Raw genomic sequence first — 26,722 nt, forward strand, 5'->3', positions numbered from 1 at the left:
GAACGTCGGCGTCACCCTTGGAGAAACCTGCCAGCTTCTGGGACAAAAGCATTACCTGCTCCTGGTAAACAGTAATTCCGTATGTTTCTTTCAGATACTCTTCACAGGCATCCAAATCGTATTTGATTTCCTGCTCTCCGTTCTTCCGTTTAATGAAATCCGGAATATACTCGAGCGGCCCCGGACGGTACAAAGCGTTCATGGCAATCAGATCGGCAAACACCGACGGACGCAGTTCACGCATGTATTTCTGCATCCCGGGACTTTCATACTGGAAGATCCCTACGGTTTCACCCCGCTGGAACAATTCGTAGGTCTTCTCGTCGTCAATCGGGAAAGTATCCGGATCGAGATCAATTCCGTGGCGTTTTTTGACATTCTTGACCGCATCCTTGATCAAAGTCAAAGTTTTCAATCCCAGGAAGTCCATTTTCAACAACCCGGCTTCTTCCGCTACGGAGTTATCGAACTGTGTGCACCACATGCCCGTATCTTTCGCAAGTGCAACCGGAACGAAATTCGTAATATCATCCGGTGTAATGATCACACCACAGGCATGGATACCGGTATTTCGAACAGAACCTTCAATGCGTTGAGCCTGTCTCAAAACCTGGGCACGCATGTCGTTTCCTTTTGCAATTGCCCGCAATTCCTGCACATTGGCCAAATCCTGCGGACTATTGGCTAGTTTTTCAGCCAGTTTCGGTTCTTCCCAGTTGAAAATTGCATCCAGGGAGAAGTTATCCGGAATGAGTTTCGCCAAACTGTTTGTTTCGATCAAAGGCAGGTCCAAAACCCGTCCCGCATCCCGAATGGAAGACTTCGCGGCCATTGTTCCATAAGTAATGATCTGGGCTACCTGGTTTGCACCGTATTTTTCAATTACCCAGTCAATGACGCGTCCACGGCCTTCATCGTCGAAATCAATATCGATATCGGGCATGGATACACGATCCGGGTTCAGGAAACGCTCAAATAGGAGATCGTAAGCAATCGGGTCGACATTCGTAATTCCGGTACAGTAAGCAACTGCGGAACCTGCAGCGGACCCACGTCCCGGCCCCACGGAAACTCCCATGTCTCGGGCTGCCTGGCAGAAATCCTGTACAATCAAAAAGTATCCCGGGTAACCTGTTCTTTCAACCGTTGCCAGCTCAAAATCCAGTCGGTCACGGATCTCATCAGTGATTTCCGGGTAGCGTTTTGCCGCTCCTTCGTATGTTAAATGACGTAAATAGGCATTCTCACCACGCTTTCCTCCATCGACCTCATCTTCGGGATGTTTAAATTCTTCCGGAATATCGAACGCAGGAAGCAGTACTTCCCGTGCAAGCGGATAGTGCTCGATTTTTCCTAAAATTTCAGCCACACTTTCAATGGCTTCGGGAAGGTCCAGGAACAGCTCCTTCATTTCGTCGGCCGATTTGAAGTAATATTCTTCGTTTTCCAATCCGAAACGGAAATTCCGTCCTTTTCCTTTTGGAGTAGTAACCTGCTCACCATCTCTTACACACAACAAAATATCATGTGTATTTGCATCTTCACGCGTAGCGTAAAACGTATTGTTCGTTGCAACTACTTTTACTTCGTGTTTTTGTGCCAGTTTGATCAACGAGGCATTCACGCGGTTTTCATCTTCCTGTCCGTGGCGCATGATTTCCACATACAAATCATCCTTGAAAATATTCTTCCACCAGATAAGCGCTTCTTCTGCCTGTTTCTCCCCCACATTCAGCAATAAACTTGGAATTTCTCCGCTTAATCCTCCAGTAAGAACAATAATGTCTTCGTGGTATTGCTCCACAGCAGCCTTATCGATCCGCGGAACGTAGTACATTCCTTCGGTGTGAGCCATGGAAGCCAATTTGATGAGGTTGTGATAACCATTCTTGTTCTTCGCAATGAAAACCACCAGTGAACCATTGTCTTTGACCGTTTTATCTTTCCGGTCGCGACACACGTACATTTCACATCCGATGATGGGCATCAACGGTTGTTTGGTATAGGTTTGTCCGTTTTCTTCGGCTTCCTGTCTTTCGGCTTCAATTTCTTTGTTGATACCGGCAATTGCTTTCTCAAAGTGGAAAGCCGCCATCATGTTCCCGATATCTGTCAGGGCAACAGCCGGCATATTGTGCTTAATGGCTTGTTTCACCAATCCTTTCACATCCATGGTAGACTGAAGGATTGTAAACTGTGTATGATTGTGCAGATGAACAAAAGGAACATCCTTCAACCGTTCTCTTGCTTCAGCCACATCGACGGAAACAGAATCGTCGCTAGTCTGCTTTTTGAGTTTGGCACTTTCCTCCTTTAAATTCAGGTGTGTAAGCCCGATCGGCTGAATGAAATCCGGGTTCGCGATCTTGAACCGATCGAAAAACTCTAATTCAACTTTTAATTCTTCTTTGGTAAAGACTTCCCTGCGGACCAATTCGAAGAAACAACGTGTAGTTGCTTCCACATCGGCAGTTGCGTTGTGCGCCTCACCGAAAGGAACGCTGAACAAATAATTGTGTAACTCCGTCAGGGTCGGAAGCTTGAATTTACCTCCACGACCACCGGGAATCTTACACAATTCAGCAGTAACTTCCGTACAGGTATCTAACACCGGAAGGTCGTGCATATTGGTTTCCACCTGCATGCGCAGAAACTCAGCCCCCATGATGTTCAAGTCGAAACCAATGTTTTGTCCAACCACAAACTTTGCTTTCCGCAAGGCTTCATTAAATTCTGCGATTACATCTTCCAAAGCTTCTCCCTGCTCTGCGGCCAATTCGGTAGAAATTCCGTGAATCCGTTCTGCATCGTAAGGGATATCGAACCCGTCCGGGCGGATCAGGAAGTCTTTTGCTTCGACCAAATTCCCCAGCTCATCATGCAACTGCCAGGCAATCTGAATTGCTCTCGGCCAATTATCCAAATCGGTCAAAGGAGCATTCCAATCACGAGGTAAACCAGTTGTTTCGGTATCGAAAATTAAAAACATGTGAGTCTTTTTTGGGGACAATAAAGGTAATCAAAAGAAAGGGATGAATCCAAAACAAGTTGATAACTCGCTGCTATTTTTAGCAAGTTATTCTAATTTAGAATTTACACTCTGTACTCATTATCAAAACTTCAGCACCACTTAATATTCTCTCTTACATTCCCTCCTACTTTTTTCCAAGTCAAAAAAAGTAGCAAAAATGCCTTTACCCAATTACAACTTTCAGCCAGCCAGTCGCTACACACCAATCCACAGAAAGATGGGATCAGGATCCAAAATGCAATCCCGCAGTCGTTTTGCAAACACTGCCGGATTAGCACTTTCTGGGATTGGTATGCGCATCGACTGACTGGCACTTCTCCGAACATCCTGAAGGACGGGTTCGTATTTCAAGTTTTTCTTTAAGATTTATCGGTCGTGTAATTGGGGAAGAAAGTACGCTGCCAGAAACTGAAATAAAGTACAGACAACTTATCCGGAGGAGACCATTTTTTTTGTGATTTTCGTTATTAAATTATTTTCTTTCGCTCGAATTTCTTGCGGTGCTCGTACAATTTGGTATTTAGTATGCTAACCAGTTTTGCGTTGTTGTAAACCGCATCTTTGTTTCGCATTTGATTCCTTCTCACATGCTGTTCAATTGCCTGGTGGCGCTTCAGTTCCATCCTTGTGTCCCATGGAATAGCTTGTGTTGATTTTCGCATGGCCCGGGTAAAATAATTAAATGTCTCCACGAGACTTTTCACCAGTAATTCATTTTCACTATTCCAGCAAATAGTCTGCCGAACTGTTTCGGAGGTTTCCAGGCAGAATTGCTTTACATCAGCACCGGTATATACATTAGCACGTCTCAGCAGCATGAAATTCCGCTTGTTTTTTGAAAAAGCAGCATCTCTTTTTTTGACCAGTTTTACCATTTGCACGTAATCTTTACAAACCGAGTCGGCCATATCCAGGATATTCCGGTCAACGCTATTCTGCAGTGCTTGCTTCTCTGCAGCAATTTTCTTCCGCAATTCACGAATATCATATTTGTAGCTGTCCCGCAGTTTAAAAAGGCGCATGTCGCCATCCGCATAATAATGATTGAACAGGGGAACAGCAATCTCTTCCTGTTCTCTCAAATTCAGCCAAAGCACTCCGAGATTCGACTTAAAACGAGTTTGTATCGATTGGATTTCGGTCGTTAACGAATCACAGTAAAACTTACTCCTTGCTATTTTTTGTTTCACTTTTTGAACCTGTTCGTCTTTCATTTTTTTTGCCGGACCAGGTTCTTTAAAGTTATTATTGAACTTATGTAAAAAATTGGTTTCCGTTCTGCGCAGACTTCTTGATTTTACAGCCAATGCACGCACCAGGTTCCTTTTTACAGCCGTGCGGTTAAGCATTTTTTTTACCTGTGCCAAATCCGTACGGTTCTCTTTTAAAAGCACGTATTTTTTGGCGGTATTCTTTTTAACATGAAAAGTCGCTTCAACCCGTGCATCCACCTTAGCCTTTTTGTAATATGTCCTCGCTTTCAACAAGTAAGCCTGAGTAGAATCCATCAAATGAACCTTCGTTAAGGAGTCCGTTTCTTTCAAAACTTCCTGAAACAGATACCCACCCATTGTTAACTGGTAATTTCCTGGCAAGAGGTGATTGTTGGGATTGTTCCTCAGACTTGCCTGGTAGTTTTTAAGTTCTCTTTCAAGTTCACCGGATGCCTCGTAATCGTCGCACTCCAGGCAGAATGTTCCATGCCGGCTTTGGTCCATGGCGAGGTATTCCGGAATGTTGTATGATTTAGGGTCCGCTGCAAATTCTTTCACATTCGCCGAATTTTTAGACAAAGCCCAAATGGGGTTGTTCGGGAAATGGGTAACCGAAAACCTTTCCGGGTTCGCCAGGTAATATTCCGAATTCGCAACGCCGGTATATTTCTCTTTCACTTTAAAGGGGAACCAACTGAGCATATGGATAAAAACACGTGGAAAAAATCGAACAACATGGATCGTTTTTGAGCCGTAAACCGTTTCTTTGGGCAGATCACAAATACTACCGTTCTTTATTTTAGAACCAAATTTCAATTCCTTGCTTTTGGTGCGTTTAGATAATTTCCGGATCATTTTGAGTCTCCATTTTGCAAAGCGCTTATAATCCCAGCTAACAGTTCCCGAACACCAGGTAGGATCGTACAAAAACCAAACTCCGTTTAGCTTCACGGCACTCCAGGCATGGTTATCGAAATACAGCTCATCATTCACATCAAAATTCACTTCTTTCACATAACCTGTGATCGTTACATTTTGCAGGCCCGCATAAGTACAAAGCGAATCCATTAAATTGGTATAATCCGTGCAAATCCCTTTTTGTCTTCTCAAAGTTCGCTTTAACGAATGATCAGAGGAAAAGGCCTTTCCTGAATTGTAGCGCCGGTAATCATACCTGACATGAGTTACCACCCAGGAAAGAATGGCATCAAACTTCTCTTTATCAGTTGTTTTTCCATTTGTAATTGCAGCCGAAAGCATCCGGGCGTTCAAAGAAACGGCTCTTTCCAGTCTTATTTTTTCGAATTGAAAGGGTTTCAGCGAATCCTGCCCGAAAACAGGAATGGTCCGCAAGAACAACACCACAAAAATAACTTGCAGCAAATTTTGATTGGCCAGCCGGTTCATTCAATCAGATCTCTTTACAATGATAATGCACTTTCTTAACGATGTTACAAACGAAAAAAGGTAAACAAACCGGGGTTCATTTACCTTTCAAAACGGTAGTAATCCTGTTAGTTTACTGCCTGCTGAACTGCCTGTTCCTTTACAGCCGGAGTGAGCACATTTCCTTTGATGCGAACCACTTTTACCGGCTCATTTACCGCATTGGAAGTAATAGTTACAGATTTATTGATCGGTCCCGAATTTGCAGTATTGTAATGCACTTTGATTTCTCCCTTTTCTCCCGGCAGAATGGGTTCTGTGGGCCATTTGGGAACAGTACAGGAACAGGAGCCTTTCACATTTTCCAAAATCAAGGGGCTATTTCCCGTGTTTTTGAAAATAAAGACACAATCACCATTGGCATCTTTCTCGATAGTTCCATAATCGTGTGATTCTTTTTCAAACTGGATTTGAGCTCCATTCAAAACTTCCGGCTGTGCAAATACTTGTTTCACACCCAATGTGAAAACAAAACTTAAGATTAAAACGAGTGTATTCGATTTCATAACGTAGCATTTAAATATTTGAAGCAATCTACGCAAACGAAACCACCGGTAAACAAGGTTTAACAGGGCTTTAACTCAAGTCTTAAATAACTGTTAATAAAGGATTTTCAAAGCAACCTCTTGAGACAAGATGAATGTGTAGCTGATCAGTCGCGACTGCTCGCTACTCATCTTCGGGAATGACGAAGACTTTGAAGCGGACTTTTTCGGTGCCTTTTTTGGTGTTGGTTGAGAGGATGATTGCGCGGTCCTGTTCGTAATATTTCCCTTTGGTTTCAAAAGTTACGTGCATAACTGCAGATTTTCCGGGTGGAATTGGTCCCGGGAGTGTTGCTTTGGTACACGGACAGGAAACTTTATAATCAGATAGAATTAGTGGCGCATCACCGGTATTGGTAATAACATAATCGTGAGAAATGACCGGTCCTTCTTTTGTTTTCGGAAAGGTAAAGACAGCCTTATCAACAGAAAATTCCGCTTTCTGACCGATGCAAAAAGCGGAATTCAGTATGAGAAATGCGATAGCTAAACAACGCATTTGATCGTATTTTTAGTGTGCAGATGGAGCACCACCGTCGTTTACAGGGCTTGTTCCTTCCGGCTGCGGAGCAACATTTCCTTTGATACGGATTACTTTTGTAGGCTCATTCACAGCGTTAGAAGTAATTGTAACGTTCTTGTTGATAGCACCGGAACGTTTTGTATCATACTTCACTGTAATTACTCCTTTTGCTCCCGGAGCAATTGGTTCTTTCGGCCACTCAGGAACCGTACATCCGCATGATCCTTTTGCATTAGAAATAATCAAAGGAGCGTTACCTGTATTCGTAAAAGTAAAAGTACAAGTTCCATTAGCACCGTATTTGATATTACCGTAGTCATGCGTTTCTTTCGCAAATTCGATCTTAGCTCCGTTCTGAACTTCTTGAGCTACTGCAGTGTTTGCACCGATAACAGCTACAAAAGCTAACATCATTGTAAATAATACTTTTTTCATTGTGTTTCTTAATTAGTTGTTGTAAATATAGAATATTAAGTGTTACTCCAAATTTTCTTTAACACATAGTTAACGAAAATCAGTTCAAAAACCTAATTTGCTTTCGAAACGTATTCGTCGAATGTCAAATCTATGTACTTTAAACGATCTTCGATCTGTTTTCGTTGCTCGGCTTTCATTTCCGAATTTTCCTTTAGCAGCATTTCGTAGTATTTCTTCACTTTTTCTTTCTGTCTTGGCACTACAAACACATCATAGGCACCCGCCAGGCTTTCCAATACCATGGGCCTGTTTTTATACATCGGGTACATCGCTATCAAGGAATCTGCAATAATCACCGAACGCTGGTGCAGACCGACAGAGGCGAAAATAATGTGTGCTTTATCCATAAACTTCGGAGCCTCCTCTGATTTCGGGAAACGGTGTGTTACCGACAAACATTTTTCAGCATACACAACCGCAGTCTGCTGATCGTACTGCATTCCGGATCTTTTCAAAGAATCTTCAAACACTCTGACTTCTTTCACCGCAGAAGCCAAATCACCTTTATTGGTCGTATCGCTTGATTTTTCATGATTTTTTTCCGTGTTGGAAGAACATGCAGCCATCAACAATGCTGCAGTAATCGCATAGAATACCTTCATCATTTTCCTTTTTTGAAAGACGGGAACTTCATTTTATAAGCTACGGAGATCAATCCCTGGGAAATATTCTGAAGCCGTTTGCTTAGTAATCTTCTTTTCAAAACCGAAAGATGGTCTGTAAACAGAACTCCTTCGATATGATCGTATTCGTGCTGAATGATACGCGCTTTGTACCCGTCAAACCATTCGTCGTGGAACTGCCAGTTCTCATCGTAATACGTCATGCGGATTTTTTCCTTGCGGTAAACTTCCTCGCGGATTTTCGGGATACTCAGACAGCCCTCATGGAATCCCCATGCTTCGCCCACCTCCTCTTCAATTATCGGATTGATAAAAACGCGCTTAAAACCTTCCATTCCTTCAGCACGCGGATCTTCTTCCTCATCTTCATCGGTTTCTGCAAAAGGACTTCCATCCACCACAAACAAACGGATGGAACGATTGATCTGGGGTGCAGCCAAACCAACTCCGGATGCTTCATACATCGTTTCAAACATATCTTCGATCAATTTGTTCAATTCCGGATAGTCCTGATCGATCTCTACCGCTTCTTTTTTTAATATCGGGTCACCGTATGCAACAATTGGCAATATCATTCTTTATTTTTTTTAAAATCATTTCATAGAAAAGGTTACAATCCCTGTTCTTTGTACTATTTCTGTGAGTTCAAAAGTTAAAAACGTTCAAGTGTTCAATTGAACTTTTAAACCTTTTGAATTCTTTGAACCTTTTAACTTGTTACAAAGTTAGGAAATAGACTCTTTCGAAATACTTTTCCTTATTTTACGCGGGTTTGAAGGTAATCCTGGAGGATAATTGCAGCACTTACCGTATCAATTAATCCTTTTTGCTCCCGGTCTTTCTTCTTCAATCCGCTTTGAGCAATCACTGCCGAAGCCATTTTGGAAGTAAACCGTTCGTCCAGCAAATTGACAATCACTCCCGGAAAATTCTTCTGAACCGCTTCTTTCAGTAAACGTACGTTTTGGGTAATGTGTGAGTCGGAGGCATCCAATCTTTTGGGTTCGCCGATTACGATTTCCACAATTTTCTCTTTCAAAACAAGTGATTTCAATTCATCCATCAGTGTTTTGCTGTCAATGGTCTTTAACCCGAAAGCGAACATCTGAAGCTCGTCGGAGAGTGCCAGGCCGGTTCTTTTGAGACCGAAATCGATTGCGAGAATTTTTGACAAAGAATTTGTATTAAAAGGTACATACAAAAGTAAAATAAAAACTTGTGCTGGCGCGAGCATGATGCTCGCGCCAGCATCCTTATAAATAGCTTTTAATTTTTAATTTTGCTGAAAAACCAAAAATATGCGTTCCATTATAGAAGCTGCCTGGGAAAATCGGGCATTGTTAGATCAGGCGGAAACACGCCAGGCAATTGAACATGTTATTGAAGACATCGACAAAGGAATACTTCGGGTTGCCGAGCCGATGGAAGATGGTTCCTGGCAGGTAAACGAATGGGTAAAGAAAGCCGTTGTGATGTATTTCCCGATTCGTAAAATGGAAACAATTGAGGTGGGTCCCTTTGAATTCCACGATAAAATGGCACTGAAGAAAAACTATGCTGAATTGGGAGTTCGCGTGGTTCCTCATGCCATTGCACGCTACGGCTCTTTTGTAGCTCCGGGAGTAATCATGATGCCTTCTTATGTAAATATCGGGGCTTATGTGGATTCCGGAACAATGGTTGATACCTGGGCAACAGTTGGTTCCTGTGCACAGATAGGGAAAAACGTGCATTTGAGCGGCGGTGTTGGAATCGGCGGTGTATTGGAACCCCTGCAGGCTGCTCCTGTTATTATCGAAGACGATGCTTTCATCGGGTCGCGCTGTATCGTGGTAGAAGGTGTACGTGTAGGAAAAGAAGCCGTACTGGGAGCAAATGTATGCCTGACCATGTCGACAAAAATTATTGATGTCACAGGGCCTGAACCTATTGAACTGAAAGGATATGTTCCCGAGCGCTCGGTAGTCATTCCCGGATCCTATACTAAATCTTTCCCGGCAGGAGATTTCCAGGTACCTTGTGCATTGATTATCGGAAAACGAAAAGCATCTACTGATTTAAAAACTTCTTTGAACGACGCATTGAGAGAACACAACGTAGCTGTTTAAAAAAACATGCACTTTCATCTATTTTGTTAAATTTGATTCGGGAAACTCCTGTACGTCTTGCGTTTCCTGAATCTTTATTATTTTCGACCCGAATTTTTAATTAATCATTTAAATCATGAAAACAATCTTTTCATTGGCCGTATTGGCTACTCTAGCGTTAACATCTTGTAAAAAAGACTACACTTGTGCTTGTACAACAACAGTACACCAACCTGAAATTTCATTTGGTGGTGATGTTTACCAGGAAGAATCAACAACAACAACTCCTTCTTCTACAACTATCAAGGACAAAAAGGACGAAGCTAAGACGAAATGTGAGAGCATGAACGGAACAACAACTACTGAAACTTCATGGTCACAGTCTGGGTTTGGTGATCCAACAACTACGACAGTTAAATGTCAGATTCAGTAAGAATTTTTTTATTCGAAAAAACCCGTCCTGGCTTAGCCGAGACGGGTTTTTAGTTTATGGGAAAGCTTTCAAGGTTTTTCCTCTTCCGTTTTACGTTTTTCTTCTTCCAATTTCTTTCGCTCTTCCTCCAGCTTTTTCTTTTCAAGCTCTAATTTTTCCTGCTCCAGCTGTAATCTTTCTTTTTCAAGGCGGATTCGTTCCTCTTCCAGTTTCTTTGCAGGATCTTCTTCTGTCTGAGTATTGCCCGTCTTTTTTTCGATCTCCTCTTTTTTCTTTTCAGCGTCTTCAGCCTTCTTTTTAGCATCCTCTGCTTTTTTTCTCAGGTTATCTCCCGTCCCATCTGTATTCAGTTCATCCAATCCCGGAACTTTCGGCAGTTTAAATCCGAAACGGGAAGAAACACCGGTAGAAATCAAGGGACCTCCGATACCCACTTCAAAATTCATCCCCACAAACTTGGAAAAGTAGTAGCGGAATCCCCAGCAGGTTCTCATGGAGATGGGAATAGTCGGGAAACCATTCCAGAAACCATCTTTATCTTCGGTTTTAACTCCGTTAACGAATGTGGTCCTGTATTTTGCATTACTTCCGATCCCGATTCCCGCATACATATCCAGTCGTTTGCTTTTTACCGGGAAATGGAAATTGAAACGTGCCTGGATACGCACCCGGCTCATTTTACGTTCATACGAGTTTGTATAGGAAACTCCGTCAACAATGGAATCCAGGCGGTCATAACTCACGCTGCTTCCACTGTAAATAGCATCCACACCGACACCGAACCAATTGTTCAGGAAAAACTCAGTGCGTAAACCGGTTGGCCCGGATCCACGGCTATCGATATTCGAAATGTTCTCATCGTCTTTTACTGCTCCAAGAATGGAACTTTTTAAACCCGGAAATAAACTGGTGTAGTTGGGAAAACCATAATACGGATCGTTGACCATATTAAATTTGGTATTTGCCTGTCCGGATGCATTGAATGCAAGCATTATGGACATAACTCCTCCCGCAAGAGTAGCTTTTCTCTTCATAAATTGTAGCGTTTTTGGTTTTATTATTATTTGTAAAAAAACCTTCTCTTTTTCAAAAGAAGGTTGATTTACGGTTTTAGCTTTCAAGACCGAAATTAAAATTATAGTTTATCTACCTACAGAGATAGATAATGAAATTCGTGAAACACGTGTTTCAATGAGCCGCTGACAGTATTCGTTATGCTTGCATATTTCCTGCGGAAATGCCGATAAACCAGTAGGGGCGCGATTAATCGCGCCCCTACTGGTTGTTTTATTTTAATTTTTTAGTCGTTTCGATTCTGCAGCTTAATCAAATTCAATGCAGATCCAGCTTTAAACCAATCGATTTGCTGATCGTTGTATGTATGATTCAATTTGATATTTTCTTTCGAGCCGTCTGCGTGAACGATTTCCAGTGTCAATTGTTTGCCCGGAGCAAATTCTGTCAGATCAATAAAGTTGAACGTGTCGTCTTCGAGGATTTTCTCGTAATCGGCTTCATTTGCAAAGGTCAATCCAAGCATTCCCTGTTTTTTCAGGTTGGTTTCGTGGATACGCGCAAAGGATTTAACAATGACCGCACGAACTCCCAAATGACGTGGCTCCATTGCCGCATGCTCACGGGAAGATCCTTCTCCGTAATTATGGTCACCCACTACGATGGAAGGAATACCTGCATTCTTGTAAGCGCGCTGCACTGCCGGTACTTCTCCGGTTGAACCAGTCAACTGGTTCACTACTTCATTTGCTTTTCCGTTGAATGCATTTTCAGCACCGATGAGCATGTTGTTCGAAATATTATCCAGGTGACCTCTGTAGCGCAGCCACGGACCGGCCATCGAAATGTGGTCTGTGGTACATTTTCCTTTTGCTTTGATCAGCAACTTCGCTCCCAGGATATTTTGTCCGTCCCAGGCCGGGAATGATTCCAATAACTGCAAACGGGTTGAATCCGGTTTTACAAGAACCTGTACGCCGGATCCGTCTTCTGCCGGAGCCTGGTATCCAGGATCTTCCACATCAAATCCTTTGGTTGGAAGTTCATCGCCATGCGGAGGGAGTAATTTCACCTGCTCTCCTTTGTCGTTTGTCAAAGTATCGGTTAAGGGATTAAATCCTAAATCACCGGCAATTGCAAGGGCTGCAACCATTTCCGGAGAAGTTACGAATGCGTGTGTATTCGGGTTACCGTCTGCCCGTTTGGAGAAGTTGCGGTTGAACGAATGCACGATCGTGTTTTTCTCTTGTTTGTCAGCGCCTTCACGGTCCCACTGACCGATACACGGTCCGCAGGCATTGGTAAAGACTTTCGTACCCATTTTTTCGAAGGTCGCAATGATCCCGTCGCGCTCAATGGTATAACGAACCTGCTCGGAACCCGGGTTGATCCCGAATTCTGCTTTCGGTGTAATTCCGTGTTTCACGGCCTGCTCCACAATGGAAGCTGCGCGCGACATGTCTTCGTAGGAAGAGTTGGTACAAGACCCGATCAATCCCCACTCCACTTTCAGCGGCCAGCCGTTTTCAATAGCTGTTTCTTTCATTTTCGAAACCGGCGTTCCGCGGTCCGGTGTAAACGGTCCGTTGATGTGCGGTTCCAAAGTATCCAGGTCGATCTCGATCAATTGATCAAAATAGTCAGCCGGATTGGCGTAAACTTCCGGGTCTCCGGTTAAATGTTCTGCAATCTGATCCGCCAAAGCCACAACTTCTGCTCTTCCGGTTGCGTTTAAGTAACGGCGCATCGCATCGTCGTAGCCAAACGTAGAAGTCGTAGCTCCGATTTCTGCTCCCATGTTGCAGATCGTTCCTTTACCGGTAGCGGAAAGGGAGATTGCTCCGTCGCCGAAATATTCCACAACGGCTCCTGTTCCGCCTTTTACGGTCAGGATATCCGCCACTTTCAGGATCACGTCTTTTGCGGAAGTCCAACCGTTTAGTTTACCGGTTAGTTTCACCCCGATCAGTTTCGGGAATTTCAATTCCCAGGGCATTCCTGCCATCACGTCCACCGCATCGGCACCCCCCACACCAATGGCGATCATTCCGAGTCCGCCGCCGTTTACCGTGTGCGAATCCGTTCCGATCATCATTCCGCCCGGGAAAGCGTAATTTTCCAGCATCACCTGGTGAATAATTCCGGCTCCCGGTTTCCAGAAACCGATTCCGTATTTATTGGAAATCGAAGACAGGAAGTTGAAGACTTCGCTGCTTTCGTTTAAGGATCGTTGTAAATCGGCATCAGCGCCTACTTTTGCCTGGATGAGGTGGTCACAGTGTACCGTAGAAGGAACGGCCACTTTCTTTTTTCCGGCCTGCATAAACTGCAGCAAAGCCATTTGAGCCGTTGCATCCTGCATCGTTACGCGGTCGGGCGCAAAATCCACATACGATTTTCCACGTTCGTGGACAAGCGTTGCGTTACCATCCCACAGATGGGCGTATAATATCTTTTCGGTCAAAGTCAGGGGACGACCAAGCACTTTTCTTGCAGCAGCTACGCGTTCAGGGAAAGCAGCGTAGACCTTTTGGATCATGTCTAAATCGAAAACAGCCATTTCATAAATTTTGGTTCTGTTAAATTTAAGCATTTAAAAAATGGGAAGTTCTAAATAGAAGCTATAAATGCATAGAAATTTTCTATGGTGGGTGAACTGCAAGTCAAGAAGCGCACGAAGTATTGATATTGGCCGATCCACGCCTGCGGCATGGCTATTTCGTTTGACCACAGATGCACAGATTGTCAGCTCGCCTTCGGCAAGCTTTGTTTTGAAACCGCGGAGAATGGAAGAGCGCAAAGGGTGAAATGCATGGATTTTTGTATAAGACACAACTCGTGACGGATTAATTTGTATTTTGAGCAACCGTTAATTTATAGCGCTTAGCTCCTATTGGTAAAATTGGTGCGATAAAGTAGCGTGTATAAGGAAATTAGGCGCAATTAAGATGACTGTTACTAGAAAATATTATGAAGCATTAATTGGCACATTTGAAAAAATTGCGTCATGTAAAGCGAATGACCCGACCTCTTTTCTTGAATATAAACAAGAGCTCTTTAGTCTTATTAATAGGATAACTCAATTCAATCTGATTCCCATAACATTCACTCAATCAACGATTGAACTTTTAGCGAAATCGACAATAGATGATTTTGAAAAAGAAAAACTGACTATTGTAAATGAAACTCATTACGAACTAAATGAATGTCTACATACAACAAGATTAAGATATGGAGGTGAACTGTTGTATTACATTTATAAAATTAAAATTGGATTATTAAACCTTCCAATACTGGAGCTAAAAGAATTTCAAAGAATACTCAAACAACCGGAACACTATTATTTTCCTGAATCTTGGGATTTCGATAGTGAAGAGGAGCAAATCAAGAAGCAAAAGGAGTTACAACAACTATTAAAGAAGGAGAGTGCAAGAAAAAAGAAAAGAAAGGTAAATCTTACTAAACCTAACATCGTTAGGGTGGAAGATCAACTGACTCAGTTCATAGCTGATTATAAGAGCTATATTTTTGAACATTACCCTTCTATAGCCAGTGAATTCAGCTTTTATTCAAAAAAGGTGCGTGCATACTTTACCGAAGCGATGTCAGATGACATTTTTGAGTTTAGAATTCATTCTTACAAAACTGAAAAAGAGAAATCATCCTTAGCAGTCATACCCGACTATTATGATTTCTACCCATCTTATTTTTCCAATCTAGAAGAAAAAACAGACAAGCAAGTAAATGCTATAGTACTCTCTTTAAGCAAAAAAGACTTTAATCTTAAGAATCCATTTACTGAAGAAAATATTCATAGAGAACTTGTTGGATTATTCATTCGAAATGTGAATGAGAAACAAGTTCAAGAATTGGTGAAATTCCTGTACAAATGTCAAGGATTTAGCTTTGCTCAGGAAAACGGATCAAACAAGCAATTTGACCTCTATTGTGAGAATAGCCGAGAAAAAATAGTATTTGAAATATTTCATACTCAAAAATCAAACTTGGAGCATCTTTCGAAAAGAATTGAAGAGCTTAAATCTATTCCAAAAGGAATTAAAAAGCATTTTGTATTTACAGCATTTCCAGGGGATTCCGTTAAAACTTTATTGAGTAAGAATGGTATCATACTGGAAACATTATTCCATTTAACAGATCAGCAATTCTATCTTAAAAATAGCGTGATTCTTCATTGGTACATCAAGAATAAATTACCAGAGATTGAAATAACCAAGGGTTCAACATCTATTGAATTCGAAGGCAATCAGCTAATAAAAAGGCTAAATAACTGTGAAAAAGGAAAACTTTCATGGCCTGAATACGAATCAATAGGGATGGATATCTTTAAGTTCCTGTTTTCTTCTGATTTCCATTTGTATATGGCAGAAGAACAAACGGAAAATGATCTGAAAAATCACAGAAGAGATCTGTTGGTAAACAACAATTTTAAAGATCCATCTTCATTTTGGTCACAAATGAAGTCAGATTTTAATGCACGAGCGCTAATTGTTGAATTTAAGAATTACACTAAAAAACTTAATTCCACAACACTTTTCAGTACAACTAAATATGCTAAGAAAGGTGTTGGTAATTTTGCTATCGTATTTTCAAGAAAAGGATTAGACCCCACTGCTATAAAGGAACAAAAGGAACTCTATGACAATGACAAGTTGTTGATTGAATTTAATGATGATGAATTAATAGAAATGATTCGAGAAAAGATTTTTGGTAAATCTCCTCTTGAAAGATTAGAATCCAAGAAATTTGAAATAATTAAAAAGAAATAAAAGCGCCTAACAAAACCTATAAGCAATAGCCCGCCTTCGGGATGCTACTGCTCATAGCCAAACCGTTACTTATGTTAGAATTAAACAAAGACATACCGCCCAGATTATTTGTGATTGAAATGTCCGTAAAAATTGAACATTTTTTAAATGAAATAATTTGTCAATTGTTACAAGTTAAGGCTGAAGATTCCAAATCATTCGGCAATTCGAGTCAATCCTTGAGTTTTAATGCTAAGGCCAATCTTTTACTTGACTTAGATTATTTAGATAAAGATCAAATCAAAAAGTTTCAAATATTCATGGAGGTAAGGAATAAATTTGCACACTTATATTCTGTTGACACATTTGAAAAGTGTTTCGCCTTAACAAAGAATTACAATCAGCTAAAAAAATTATTTGAGGTTGATAAAGAGGGCGACAATTTAGAAGAGGATATGACATACATGTTTATCTCATTATCACTTGACCTAGCTAATACTTTGAAAGAATTAAGAGAACGAATTTTCAAAGAAATGGCGGTGAAATATACTCAGCGAAGATTCACAGAGGTTATTAAATCTAGTAAAGGGGATTTCATAAAAGCCCATCCTGATAAAAGCGAAGCAGTTGAAGATTTCATGGATTATCTAAAAGCCATATTAATAGATGAAGTGGATGAGAAAATTAAGAACAAGAATCCTCCGCATATATAAAACATCAAACACAAACTAAAACGGGCTTAATTGTAACCCGATCCTACAAATCAACCAACTTAGACACAGAAATCCCTAAAGCATTCGCCACTTCCAGCAAAGTAAAAAGCATTGGATTCACTTTTCCATTCTCCAATTTTTCAATGGATTGACGGTCTTTTAAACAGGCTCTTGTCAAATAAATCAGCCTGTCAACTTTCTGTATGACAACATTTTCAGCAATTTGACTGACCTTTGATTCGTGATTAAAATCCCCCGGCTATGAAACTCAAAAAAGAGCAAGCACTCATTCTTTCACTCATCAAAGACGACCTGGTAAACCAGAAATTGTTGCTTGGTTTGGATGCTTTGGGCCTTCGCGCGGCGGATTACTACCTGCAACTCAGCGATACGATCTTTTCATTGATGGATTTCCCGGAGAGCAACCATTCCGACCGGGTTTTTGAGCTGTATTTGGATTTGACGAAAAAAGTCCGGTTCGTGGATATTTCCCAATCACACGATCAACTAGATGAACTTGCCCGGGAAATTTATGCGGAGCTGACGGTGCATCGATCGACGTTGAACACTGCCCGCTAAAAGTGATCCGGTAAAAAAGGCCGTTGTCTGTTTCGTGTAACCCTTTTTCGTAAATTCGGGTTAGGATTCGCAGCAGTTTGGTGTTAAAAACTCCTGCTTGCGCCAGGCCGAAAATCGTTAGCAGGAAGTTTCACGAAACGCAAGCAAAAATGAAATCAATAGTTCAACAGTTAAGAGAAGAAAGAAATTTAACCCAAACCGAACTTGCGAAAAAAAGCGGACTTTCGCTGAGGACTATCCAACGAATTGAAGCAGGAAATATTCCAAAAGGATTTACGCTGAACGCGCTTGCAACAGTTTTTGAAACGGAACCGAATAAATTAATCCCTTTCAAAGAAATCACAAAACCCGACAGAGCAAAACTGATCAATCTTTCAAGCCTGCTCGGCCTTGTAATTCCTTTGGGCGGAGTTATTTTCCCATTAATTCTGACCTATAAAACCAAAGACGCAAGGAACAAGGAACTTGGAAAAAGTATCGTAAGTGTTCAAATTATCATTGCTTCAGTACTAGCTGGTTCTCAAATCGCCAGTCCATTCATTCAAAAAGGATTATCGCTGCATTTCCCGCTTTTTCTATTCCCGTTAGTATTCATTATTTGTCTGAAAATATTGGTAGTGATTGCAAACGGCATAAGCTTAAATACAAAAAACGATTTGCACAAAGCTTTAAAAATCAACTACCTATAAATTCAAATGGTAAATTGACGTAAAACTGTCGTATCACTTTTGCAAAGAAATTGTTTTCCAAAACAGAGATTTGTAAAAAATGAGCTGATGAAAGTTTTAAAGAAAATTCTGTTGACCATTTTGGTCGTTTTGGTCCTGGCTGCACTTGGCGGTTATATTTATTTTGACCGCAAATTTACACCCGATAAAAATTACCTGACGGTAGAAAACGAAAGCGGTCCTGTGCCATTAACATGGCTGGGCGAAGAGAAAAACGCGCTGCTGCTTCCCATACATTTTGAGGGGGACACGGCAAACTATTATTTGCAATTTGATACCGGTTCACCGTATACTGTTTTCTATTCAAAATCAATCCGGAATTTTCGTCAAATATCCGTAGCTAAAGGAGTTGCGAAAACTTCTTTCTATATCGGGAAAACAAAAATCAATTCGGATAAATTCAAACTATACAATCCCGGAGATGACACGGGTAGTGATTCCCTAAAAATAATCGGGACTATAGGAACAGATATTTTAGAAAACAGGAAAACAATCATCAATTTTAAAGAAAATTACATTGCATTAAATGTATCCAAAGTGCCTCCCCGATTTAAAAGAAACTTATTTGATTTCAAATTCAAGAAAAGAAAAATAATCTTTGACGGTATTTTAAACGGAGAAGAAGAACGTTTTTTATACGATTCAGGCACAAGCGCTTACGAACTAGTAACCAACAAAGAAGGGTGGGAAGACCTGAAACTGCCCCATTCAAAAATCACCATTGAAAAATCGCAATCCTGGGAAAACGTTTTGACTACATTTACTACCAATTGCAAGCAAAAAATAACATTTGGAAATCAGGAAATACCTCTGAATCAAGTTACTTATGTGGACGGGTTTTCGCAAATGCAATATGCACTGATGAAGTTTTCGGGCATGACAGGCATGCTGGGAAACAAACTTTTTTTAAATCATAGCTTGTACATTGATTGTATACAAAACAAAATGGGAATCGAATAAAAAAGCCCGAACCGGAATTCACTTCACATTCGGTTCAGGAGCTCAGATCTTTTTGAAGTAATTTCGGACAAAAAGGCAATTGACTGTTCCACATGACAGTTTTTCGTAAATTCGGATCATCAATGATGTATTGCGGATGGATACTAAATTATCAAAACGGCTGAGTGACATCGTGAAAGCCCTTCCGCTGAAAGACGGAATCCGGGTGCTGGAAATCGGCTGCGGACCGGGAGCCATGGCCAGGGAAATCTCCGGGCAAATCGGGAACGGACACGTATTGGCCATTGACCGCTCAGCAAAAGCGATCCAACAGGCTATCGCAGGTTCTCAACAAGAACTCGCCAGCGGAAAGCTTTCAATCAGGCAAGCAGCTATCGAAGAATTTGAATTGAGACCCCATGACACACTGTTCGACCTTGCTATTGCCGTAAGGGTTGGCGCATTGGACGGACGGCATCCCGAACTGGAGAAACAGGCACTCACTCAACTTGCAAAAGCGTTAACGAAAAAAGGAAGATTGTTTATTGACGGGGGAAATCCGCTAAAAGAAATACCGCTGGAGGCATACCGGAATGCTCCCTGATCATGAACTAACCCAGCGAATCACATCTTAGACACATTCAAAGACCTGCGTCCGTTATTGGTGTGAATGTTCAGGATGTATGTACCGGCTGAATAAGGAAAATCTACGGAGTAATTCTTTTTCTGGGCCTTGCCTACTTTATCGGTCAGCAATTCCTGAAGAAATTTCCCGCTTGCATCATAGATCTCGGCAACCAGGTTATCCGCATGCTGAAAATCAATGGTAAAATTCAGTTTTTCTGAAAACGGGTTTGGATGGATGGTAACGGACAAGGCATCTTTCGGCTTCCCTTCTGTGATCCCTGTTGATAAAGTACTGTATCCATATTTGTACAATCCCGCACCTGAAGCATATACGAGATGTTCGTTAATCACAAATATCCGGTTCAAATTGTTTCCGATACCTAAAAAATTCCAGGTATCACCGCCATCTGTCGTTTCATAAAATCCGGTGGTATGTCCTCCCATCCAGCCATGATCCGGTGTAATGAACCCAACAGCCTGCACGAATTTCTCAACAGACGGCTTTGTTTCCCAGGTTTGCCCGGAATCCGTTGATTTCACTAATTTCCCTTCAACCGGCGACTGAATGGATCCATAAATATGCGTGTTGTTCTCCAGTAATTGCAGTTTCCATACATATTCCCCCGGAATTTGAGAATTATAAATCTCCGTCCAGGTAACTCCGCCGTCTTCGGTCTTCAAAATAATACCTCCGGTACTGCTTCTACCGGAAACATAGCCTAAAAGCTCATCAATAAACAGAATTTCTACCAATCCGGTTGCATAGGCAGACATATCGATATATTGCCAGGTAACTCCGCTATCAACAGACTTTATAATATTAGCCGGTGGAAAAGTAAAAAAAGCCCCGCACCCGTAAATGGTTGAACTGCCCACTGCATCCAAACCACAAATTGCCGGTGGGTTCGGCGAAAGAGTAACCAGGCTCCAGGTATCTCCGCCATCTGTAGAACGATAGAATTTGTCGTCAAGTGTCCCGAAAAAACCAATATCAGCATTGAGGAATTCGATGTTTCTCAAATAATTGGAAGTCTCAAATTTCATTTCCCAGGTCTGTCCTCCATCTGTTGTCTTATAAACAGAACCGCCGGGTCCATCAACTGCCCAGCCCAGATTATCATCCAAAAAGAAAACATCGTCGTACCGGTTACCGATGCTATCGTATTTAATAACGGTCCAGTTTAGCTGTGAATAGGATAAGTTACTAAACAAGCTGATCAGGAGTATGGTAATTGTTGTTCTCATAATAATACATCATAAATAGTCCTTTCAAAAGAAAGGCATTTGATGATTGATTTTGTGGCAAAAATGTTTCCTGTATCACCTATTGAGTGAATTGGGGTAAAATGACACTAAGATTATTCTTTGAGGCAAAAAAACCTTGATTTCAATCAAGGCTTACTAGTAATAAGCATCGCAACTTTGTGCCGTTAAATTTTAAAACAAAAAAATGAACGCACAAAAAACGGTGAAATTGAGTAGTCGGATCTTTATTGGATTTTCGGCTTTTAGTTTGGGTTATGTAGCTCTGCTTTCTCTTTTCAGTCCACAATCAACCATGGATTTGGTGGCAACAACATTACCCAATACGGATGCAATGAGTTCTATAAGGGGTATTTATGGCGGAGTTGGATTAGTCATTACCATTCAATTGATATATCTCTTAATAAAAGACTATTACAAAGGGTTATTGTTTCTATCATTGTTTTGGGGAGCTTATGCTGTTTCAAGATTGATCACCATTTTCGTAGATGGCTCATTGGGTGATTTTGGAAACCAATGGATTATGATGGAATCAACTTTTAGCGTCATCGCATTGATTCTTTTATTTGTTTCCAAAAAATATAAAAACGGATGATCCCGAACGCACAAGCACTTTTAGTTCAATCAAACGTTTTATCTATCAATAAAAAGCCCCGATCCCGTACATACGGGATCAGGGCTTCTATATTTTTAGTCGTTAACTTATCAATTCGCCAACAGCTTGTGTGAAGGAGCAAACTTCGTTAAGTTGATCCCTTCTACTGCCTTTTTGTATTCCTCGATGGATGGTGTTCTACCCAAAATGGTGGAAAGAACTACCACCGGCGTAGATGAAAGCAGGGATTCTCCTTTTTTACCATCTGCATCTTCTACTACACGTCCCTGGAACAAGCGTGTGGAAGTTGCCATTACGGTATCTCCTTTTTCCGCTTTTTCCTGGTTCCCCATACACAGGTTACATCCCGGACGCTCCAGGTACAACATGTTTTCGTATTTCGTACGCGCTTCGCTTTTCGGAGCGTCGTCGTTGAACTCAAAGCCAGAGTATTTCTGCAATACTTCCCAATCGCCTTCTGCTTTCAATTCGTCTACGATATTATAGGTCGGAGGAGCAACTACCAACGGAGCTTTGAATTCCACTTTCCCGTTCTGTGCTTCTACATTCTTCAGCATTTGCGCAAGGATCTTCATGTCGCCCTTGTGAACCATGCACGAACCGATAAATCCAAGATCTACCTTTTTATCGCCGCCGTAGAATGACAACGGACGGATTGTATCGTGTGTGTATCGTTTGGAAACGTCTTTGTTGTTTACATCCGGGTCAGCGATCATCGGCTCAGCGATCTGATCCAGATCAACCACAACTTCTGCGTAGTATTTCGCATTTGCATCCGGAGTCAAAGCTGGTTTTTCGCCTGATTTGATCTCAGCAATACGCTTATCTGCACGGTTGATCAATCCCTGAAGGACTTGTCTGTCGTTGTCCATTCCTTTGTCGATCATGATCTGGATACGGCTTTTCGCAATTTCCAATGATTCGATCAGTGTATCATCTTCCGAAATACAGATGGAAGCTTTTGCCTTCATTTCAGCGGTCCAATCCGTGAATGTAAACGCCTGGTCAGCTGTCAATGTTCCAATGTGAACTTCAATAACACGTCCCTGGAACACGTTCTCACCACCAAACTGGTGAAGCATCTGTGCTTGTGTAGCGTGAACCACATCGCGGAAATCCATGTAATCTTCCATCGTTCCCTTGAAAGTCACTTTCACCGATTCCGGGATAGGCATGGAAGCTTCACCGGTAGCCAATGCCAAAGCAACAGTTCCCGAATCCGCACCGAAAGCAACCCCTTTCGACATACGTGTGTGTGAGTCACCACCGATGATGATCGCCCACTCGTCTACCGTAATATCGTTCAATACTTTGTGGATTACATCCGTCATGGAATGGTAAACACCTTTCGGGTCGCGAGCCGTAATCAAACCGAAATCGTTCATGAATTTCATCAGTTTCGGGATGTTTGCCTGCGCTTTCTTGTCCCAAACAGAAGCCGTATGACATCCGGATTGGTATGCACCGTCCACAATCGGAGAAATTACCGTTGCAGCCATTGCTTCCAATTCCTGGGCAGTCATCAAACCGGTTGTATCTTGTGAACCAACGATATTCACTTCAACGCGCACATCAGATCCGGCGTGTAACACTTTTCCGGGAGCAACTCCCACAGCATTTTTGTTAAAGATCTTTTCTACAGCCGTCAATCCCTGGCCTTCCACGGAAACTTCTTTCGAAGGAGCGAATACTACCGGAGCTTCAATATCCAGGATTTTCGCCGCCAAAGTCTGCAGTTTTTTCCCGAATACAATAGCGTAAGATCCACCTGCTTTGATGAATTCCATCTTTTGCGGAGTGAATGCTTTCGAGATATCGATCAGCTCTTTATCGCCGTTGTATAATTTCTTTGTTTTTGTATTAATGGTTAAAACCGTACCTGTAGAAACGTCATACGCCTGCTCCAGGATCGGCTCATCATTTTCATCGCGAACCACATTTCCTGCAGCATCCGTCTTTTTCACCCAGTTTTTCAGGTCCAAACCGATACCACCGGTTACGTCAACCGTTGTTAAGAAAATCGGGGAAATTCCGTTTGTTCCCCCAACGATCGGAGCGAAATTCACGAACGGTACATACGGGCTTGCCTGTTTACCGGTCCAAAGTGCTACGTTGTTCACACCCGACATACGCGATGAACCTACACCCATTGTTCCTTTCTCGGCGATCAGCATCACACTTGCATCCGGATGTTTAGCCTGTAAAGCTTTGATTTCTTCCTGTGCTTGTGGTGTGATCATACATTTACCATGTAATTCACGGTCAGAACGTGAATGCGCCTGGTTCCCCGGAGACAATAAATCCGTGGAAATATCACCGATACCGGCAATGTAGGTAACTACTTTGATTTCTTCAGGAACATCCGGAAGTTTCGTAAAGAACTCCGCCTTAGCGTAACTTTCCAAAATTTCCTTCGCGACAGCATTTCCTGCCTTGAAAGCCTCTTTCAAACGATCCGTATCTGCATCGTACAGGAATACCTGTGTTTTCAAAACCTCCGCAGCCTGTTTTGCGATCGCTGCATCGTTTCCTAAAGCCAAATCGAGCAATACTCCGATTGAAGTACCACCTTTCATGTGAGACAACAATTCAAAAGCAAATGCCGGTGTGATTTCTTTTACAATGGATTCCCCAAGGATAATCTCCTTTAAAAATTTCGCTTTAACACCTGCAGCGCTGGTTGTTCCCGGCAAGGTGTTGTAAATAAAAAACTTCAGTGAATCTTCACGGTCAGCATGCTGTTCATCTTTGATTTGAGCAATGATTTCGCTTAACAGTTCTGCGCCGTCAATCGGCTTCGGGTGAAGACCCTGGGTTTTTCTTTCCTCAATTTCCCGGATGTATTCTTGATAGGTATTCATAAAAGAAGACTTGCTTTTGAAAGTTAGTTTTTAACAATTTATTCGACGCGCGAATTTACGCAAAAGCAATGGAAAGTGAAACACAAAAGGAAGCGGGAAAGTATCATTCCTATTTATTCAGATTGGTTCTAAATTGTAGATCCTAAACAAGATAAATTATCCTTTTACAAGGGTTAGAATTATATCAATTATATTTATGTAATCAGAAAAGAATTTAGACTAAAATCATGACCGCTATTATAACCGGTGCATTAATAATGCAAACTGCAACAATCGCTAAAAATTGGATAAAAGAATTTATCAAAGAAGAAAGTTATACTGGTTTCAAAAAATTTTTTTTCAAAAAAAAGAAATATGAAAACCGTCTATCTCAAATCATTTCCTTCACGATCGGTGAATATAAAACCCAAACGAAACAACAATCCCGAATGGGAACTCCATTTTACTTTTATCAATCTGAAGCTTTAGTTGAAAAACTGTCCTTATACGTTTTATATCGAACTAAATATACGGAAGAAGAAATCAACATACTTTTCGATTCATATCCAAACATAACTAGGCCTAAAAAAAGCGAGACAGATTTATTTCTTAAACTTTTCATCAATAACGTTCTAAAAGATCAAGAATTAAAAAAACTACATATCCTTGAGAGATACCAAGAAGAAATATTCAGTATTTCTGCAGATGTAAAGGCCGTAAAAGAGAACCTTGAAGAAGTAGTAGAAATTCTAATCAAAGATAAAATCGGAACTAAACAAAAAAACAATCTCACTTCTGATCTACTTAAACTCTTTATTGATACTGACAAAAAAGAATCCATTGATTTAAACCGAACATTTGAGAACTTTGAAAGTGATGATTTGTATTTTTCTTTTGAAGAAAAGAACTTCAACATCCATGAAATAATTAACAAAAATACAGGAATAGCAATTATAGGAAATCCAGGATCGGGAAAATCAACAGAAATCCTGAACCTTGCCTACTCGTTGTGGGAAGATCATTCTAATGATCTAATTCCAGTTTTTCGTAAAATGAATAACTTTACAAGTTCAGATTCTATTCATGATTACTTAAATTTTGATCTTATTTCTGAGTTCTCGAATCTGATGTTTATTCTTGATGGGATTGATGAAATAGTTGAAGTAAATGACTTCATATCAAAACTACAGACATTTATAAGAGAACATAACCTAAGGAATAGAAATTACAAATATTTAATTAGTTGTAGATCGAATATTTTTAATGACTTCTCTTCACAACTTAATGGACTTGAAACTTATAAACTTTCAGAATTAAAACTAAATCAGTCGCAAAAACTTTTAGAATCACTTACACAATCCAATTTTGACCTTGAAGAGTTGTATTTATATTCTCAAAATAATATTTTCCTAAAAAACCCTTTTCAGTTAAAAATAGTAGCCAATTACTATAACAATCAGGGATATTTAGAAACAAATACAGCTAAATTATGGGACATGTATGTCACAGATCGATTGGAAAATGATAAATCGGACAAATTCCAAAAAAAAACTGTTTCAATTGCCATATTAAAGAAGAATTTAAAGAAAACAGCACTTACTCATGAACTAATGCAGAAAAGTAGTTTTGATGAGGAATCATTACTAAAAATAATAGATAGTAATCATAAGGAATTAGCTAACTTTATACATTCTGCACTTATTGAATGTAATCCTGCTAGGAAAGCATACTTTTTTGAACATAAGAATATTCAAGAGTATTTTTCCGCTAAGGTTCTAGAGGGTTTACCCTTTGATTTAATCAAGGAAATAATTTGTATTAAGGAAACAAATTCAATCCATCCTTCTTATACTAACACTGTTACCTTCCTATTGAATCTTACTCCGCTAGAGAATTCCAATTACAGAGAATTCATTGAATGGATAACTTCTCACAATCCGGAACTCTTATTTAAGGCAGATTCAGATAGAATATCAGAATTGAAAGAAACTGTTTTCCAAAATTTCTTTAACAGAACGTGTATAGAAACAACAATTTGGATTGGGCAAATGTCAAACATTAGCAATTCTGACATAGCACAATTTGCTGACCATTTAAAAAATTACGAATATCTCTTGAAATATATCATTGACCCAAGTGTGCATTTCAGAGTTCGTATTTCAGCACTAGAAATAATTAGAGAATTTAAACATTTAAATCTGTCTCTTATACACATCTGACGCTGCCGACGATCTACTCTGTGTAGATCTCGGTGGTCG

Annotated in this window: 22 protein-coding genes; 9 read left to right on the plus strand and 13 right to left on the minus strand. The window is 40.9% G+C overall.

Annotated features, from left to right (window positions below):
- The 8 genes from dnaE to ruvX all read right to left on the minus strand — a co-directional run.
- The coding region (gene dnaE / locus QZT69_RS13740; RefSeq protein WP_294675575.1) for a DNA polymerase III subunit alpha at positions 1–2,989 on the minus strand (2,989 nt) is incomplete at its 3' end.
- A 509-nt stretch (positions 2,990–3,498) separates the two neighbouring features.
- Positions 3,499–5,628 carry a transglutaminase-like domain-containing protein gene (locus QZT69_RS13745; RefSeq protein ID WP_294675580.1) on the minus strand — a complete coding sequence of 710 codons (2,130 nt, stop codon included), beginning with the start codon at positions 5,626–5,628 and terminating at the stop codon, positions 3,499–3,501.
- A gap of 131 nt (positions 5,629–5,759) precedes the next feature.
- Entirely contained in the window at positions 5,760–6,197 is a 438-nt protein-coding gene (locus tag QZT69_RS13750; protein WP_294675581.1) for a DUF1573 domain-containing protein, read from the minus strand.
- Positions 6,198–6,360: 163 nt separating this feature from the next.
- Positions 6,361–6,735, minus strand: a complete 375-nt coding sequence (locus QZT69_RS13755) for a DUF1573 domain-containing protein (protein ID WP_294675582.1) — start codon at positions 6,733–6,735, stop codon at positions 6,361–6,363.
- Between the two features lie 12 nt (positions 6,736–6,747).
- Positions 6,748–7,194: a DUF1573 domain-containing protein gene (locus tag QZT69_RS13760; protein WP_294675583.1), complete on the minus strand. Its 447-nt coding sequence runs from the start codon at positions 7,192–7,194 to the stop codon at positions 6,748–6,750.
- Between the two features lie 92 nt (positions 7,195–7,286).
- Entirely contained in the window at positions 7,287–7,841 is a 555-nt protein-coding gene (locus QZT69_RS13765; protein ID WP_294675584.1) for a hypothetical protein, read from the minus strand.
- Positions 7,838–8,434 (minus strand): peptide deformylase, encoded by a 597-nt coding sequence (def, locus tag QZT69_RS13770; protein ID WP_294675585.1) that lies wholly within the window; start codon positions 8,432–8,434, stop codon positions 7,838–7,840. The genes QZT69_RS13765 and def overlap by 4 nt, the downstream gene beginning before the upstream one ends.
- Positions 8,435–8,616: 182 nt before the next feature.
- A complete protein-coding gene (ruvX, locus tag QZT69_RS13775; RefSeq protein ID WP_294675586.1) occupies positions 8,617–9,033 on the minus strand; it encodes a Holliday junction resolvase RuvX in 417 nt (138 codons plus the stop codon).
- A gap of 124 nt (positions 9,034–9,157) precedes the next feature.
- Here ruvX and QZT69_RS13780 point away from each other — a divergent pair, with 124 nt between their 5' ends.
- The gene (locus QZT69_RS13780) at positions 9,158–9,967 is read left to right on the plus strand and encodes a 2,3,4,5-tetrahydropyridine-2,6-dicarboxylate N-succinyltransferase (protein WP_294675587.1); all 810 of its coding nucleotides are present in this window, start codon (positions 9,158–9,160) and stop codon (positions 9,965–9,967) included.
- A gap of 115 nt (positions 9,968–10,082) precedes the next feature.
- On the plus strand, positions 10,083–10,379 hold the full coding sequence (locus QZT69_RS13785; protein WP_294675588.1) for a hypothetical protein: 297 nt from the start codon (positions 10,083–10,085) through the stop codon (positions 10,377–10,379).
- A gap of 68 nt (positions 10,380–10,447) precedes the next feature.
- Here the strand turns inward: QZT69_RS13785 and QZT69_RS13790 are convergent, their stop codons facing one another.
- Both QZT69_RS13790 and QZT69_RS13795 read right to left on the minus strand, forming a co-directional pair.
- Positions 10,448–11,413: a hypothetical protein gene (locus tag QZT69_RS13790; protein WP_294675589.1), complete on the minus strand. Its 966-nt coding sequence runs from the start codon at positions 11,411–11,413 to the stop codon at positions 10,448–10,450.
- 266 nt (positions 11,414–11,679) lie between these two features.
- Positions 11,680–13,953, minus strand: a complete 2,274-nt coding sequence (locus QZT69_RS13795) for an aconitate hydratase (protein ID WP_294675590.1) — start codon at positions 13,951–13,953, stop codon at positions 11,680–11,682.
- Positions 13,954–14,341: 388 nt separating this feature from the next.
- Between QZT69_RS13795 and QZT69_RS13800 the strand changes: the two genes are divergently transcribed.
- On the plus strand, positions 14,342–16,180 hold the full coding sequence (locus tag QZT69_RS13800) for a hypothetical protein (RefSeq protein WP_294675591.1): 1,839 nt from the start codon (positions 14,342–14,344) through the stop codon (positions 16,178–16,180).
- A 71-nt stretch (positions 16,181–16,251) separates the two neighbouring features.
- Entirely contained in the window at positions 16,252–16,872 is a 621-nt protein-coding gene (locus tag QZT69_RS13805; protein ID WP_294675592.1) for a hypothetical protein, read from the plus strand.
- A gap of 43 nt (positions 16,873–16,915) precedes the next feature.
- Here the strand turns inward: QZT69_RS13805 and QZT69_RS13810 are convergent, their stop codons facing one another.
- Positions 16,916–17,050, minus strand: a complete 135-nt coding sequence (locus QZT69_RS13810; protein ID WP_294675593.1) for a helix-turn-helix transcriptional regulator — start codon at positions 17,048–17,050, stop codon at positions 16,916–16,918.
- A gap of 83 nt (positions 17,051–17,133) precedes the next feature.
- Here QZT69_RS13810 and QZT69_RS13815 point away from each other — a divergent pair, with 83 nt between their 5' ends.
- The 4 genes from QZT69_RS13815 (at position 17,134) to QZT69_RS13830 (ending at position 19,722) form a co-directional block, all read left to right on the plus strand.
- Positions 17,134–17,451 carry a hypothetical protein gene (locus tag QZT69_RS13815; protein WP_294675594.1) on the plus strand — a complete coding sequence of 106 codons (318 nt, stop codon included), beginning with the start codon at positions 17,134–17,136 and terminating at the stop codon, positions 17,449–17,451.
- 149 nt (positions 17,452–17,600) lie between these two features.
- On the plus strand, positions 17,601–18,140 hold the full coding sequence (locus QZT69_RS13820) for a helix-turn-helix domain-containing protein (RefSeq protein WP_294675595.1): 540 nt from the start codon (positions 17,601–17,603) through the stop codon (positions 18,138–18,140).
- An 87-nt stretch (positions 18,141–18,227) separates the two neighbouring features.
- Positions 18,228–19,139, plus strand: a complete 912-nt coding sequence (locus QZT69_RS13825; RefSeq protein ID WP_294675596.1) for a hypothetical protein — start codon at positions 18,228–18,230, stop codon at positions 19,137–19,139.
- A gap of 136 nt (positions 19,140–19,275) precedes the next feature.
- Entirely contained in the window at positions 19,276–19,722 is a 447-nt protein-coding gene (locus tag QZT69_RS13830; protein WP_294675597.1) for a methyltransferase domain-containing protein, read from the plus strand.
- 20 nt (positions 19,723–19,742) lie between these two features.
- On the opposite strand, the gene QZT69_RS13835 is transcribed toward QZT69_RS13830, so the two are convergent.
- Positions 19,743–20,990 carry a YCF48-related protein gene (locus QZT69_RS13835; RefSeq protein ID WP_294675598.1) on the minus strand — a complete coding sequence of 416 codons (1,248 nt, stop codon included), beginning with the start codon at positions 20,988–20,990 and terminating at the stop codon, positions 19,743–19,745.
- Positions 20,991–21,195: 205 nt separating this feature from the next.
- On the opposite strand from QZT69_RS13835, the gene QZT69_RS13840 reads away from it, so the two are divergent.
- The gene (locus QZT69_RS13840) at positions 21,196–21,603 is read left to right on the plus strand and encodes a DUF4345 domain-containing protein (RefSeq protein WP_294675599.1); all 408 of its coding nucleotides are present in this window, start codon (positions 21,196–21,198) and stop codon (positions 21,601–21,603) included.
- Between the two features lie 110 nt (positions 21,604–21,713).
- Here QZT69_RS13840 and QZT69_RS13845 read toward each other — a convergent pair whose 3' ends face one another.
- Positions 21,714–24,485, minus strand: a complete 2,772-nt coding sequence (locus tag QZT69_RS13845) for a bifunctional aconitate hydratase 2/2-methylisocitrate dehydratase (RefSeq protein ID WP_294675600.1) — start codon at positions 24,483–24,485, stop codon at positions 21,714–21,716.
- Positions 24,486–26,722 lie beyond the last annotated feature (2,237 nt).

Source organism: uncultured Fluviicola sp., from assembly GCF_902168135.1.
Taxonomy (GTDB): domain Bacteria; phylum Bacteroidota; class Bacteroidia; order Flavobacteriales_D; family Crocinitomicaceae; genus Fluviicola.

Bases quoted from the DNA above. Each gene is read 5' to 3' on its own strand.
- QZT69_RS13790 (WP_294675589.1), bottom strand. From the start codon at position 11,413: ATGAAGAGAAAAGCTACTCTTGCGGGAGGAGTTATGTCCATAATGCTT.
- QZT69_RS13845 (WP_294675600.1), bottom strand. From the start codon at position 24,485: ATGAATACCTATCAAGAATACATCCGGGAAATTGAGGAAAGAAAAACC.
- QZT69_RS13800 (WP_294675591.1), top strand. From the start codon at position 14,342: ATGACTGTTACTAGAAAATATTATGAAGCATTAATTGGCACATTTGAA.
- QZT69_RS13830 (WP_294675597.1), top strand. From the start codon at position 19,276: ATGGATACTAAATTATCAAAACGGCTGAGTGACATCGTGAAAGCCCTT.
- QZT69_RS13820 (WP_294675595.1), top strand. From the start codon at position 17,601: ATGAAATCAATAGTTCAACAGTTAAGAGAAGAAAGAAATTTAACCCAA.
- QZT69_RS13760 (WP_294675583.1), bottom strand. From the start codon at position 7,194: ATGAAAAAAGTATTATTTACAATGATGTTAGCTTTTGTAGCTGTTATC.
- QZT69_RS13765 (WP_294675584.1), bottom strand. From the start codon at position 7,841: ATGATGAAGGTATTCTATGCGATTACTGCAGCATTGTTGATGGCTGCA.
- QZT69_RS13780 (WP_294675587.1), top strand. From the start codon at position 9,158: ATGCGTTCCATTATAGAAGCTGCCTGGGAAAATCGGGCATTGTTAGAT.
- QZT69_RS13835 (WP_294675598.1), bottom strand. From the start codon at position 20,990: ATGAGAACAACAATTACCATACTCCTGATCAGCTTGTTTAGTAACTTA.
- QZT69_RS13755 (WP_294675582.1), bottom strand. From the start codon at position 6,735: ATGCGTTGTTTAGCTATCGCATTTCTCATACTGAATTCCGCTTTTTGC.
- QZT69_RS13805 (WP_294675592.1), top strand. From the start codon at position 16,252: ATGTTAGAATTAAACAAAGACATACCGCCCAGATTATTTGTGATTGAA.
- QZT69_RS13825 (WP_294675596.1), top strand. From the start codon at position 18,228: ATGAAAGTTTTAAAGAAAATTCTGTTGACCATTTTGGTCGTTTTGGTC.
- QZT69_RS13840 (WP_294675599.1), top strand. From the start codon at position 21,196: ATGAACGCACAAAAAACGGTGAAATTGAGTAGTCGGATCTTTATTGGA.
- QZT69_RS13750 (WP_294675581.1), bottom strand. From the start codon at position 6,197: ATGAAATCGAATACACTCGTTTTAATCTTAAGTTTTGTTTTCACATTG.
- QZT69_RS13785 (WP_294675588.1), top strand. From the start codon at position 10,083: ATGAAAACAATCTTTTCATTGGCCGTATTGGCTACTCTAGCGTTAACA.
- QZT69_RS13815 (WP_294675594.1), top strand. From the start codon at position 17,134: ATGAAACTCAAAAAAGAGCAAGCACTCATTCTTTCACTCATCAAAGAC.
- def (WP_294675585.1), bottom strand. From the start codon at position 8,434: ATGATATTGCCAATTGTTGCATACGGTGACCCGATATTAAAAAAAGAA.
- QZT69_RS13795 (WP_294675590.1), bottom strand. From the start codon at position 13,953: ATGGCTGTTTTCGATTTAGACATGATCCAAAAGGTCTACGCTGCTTTC.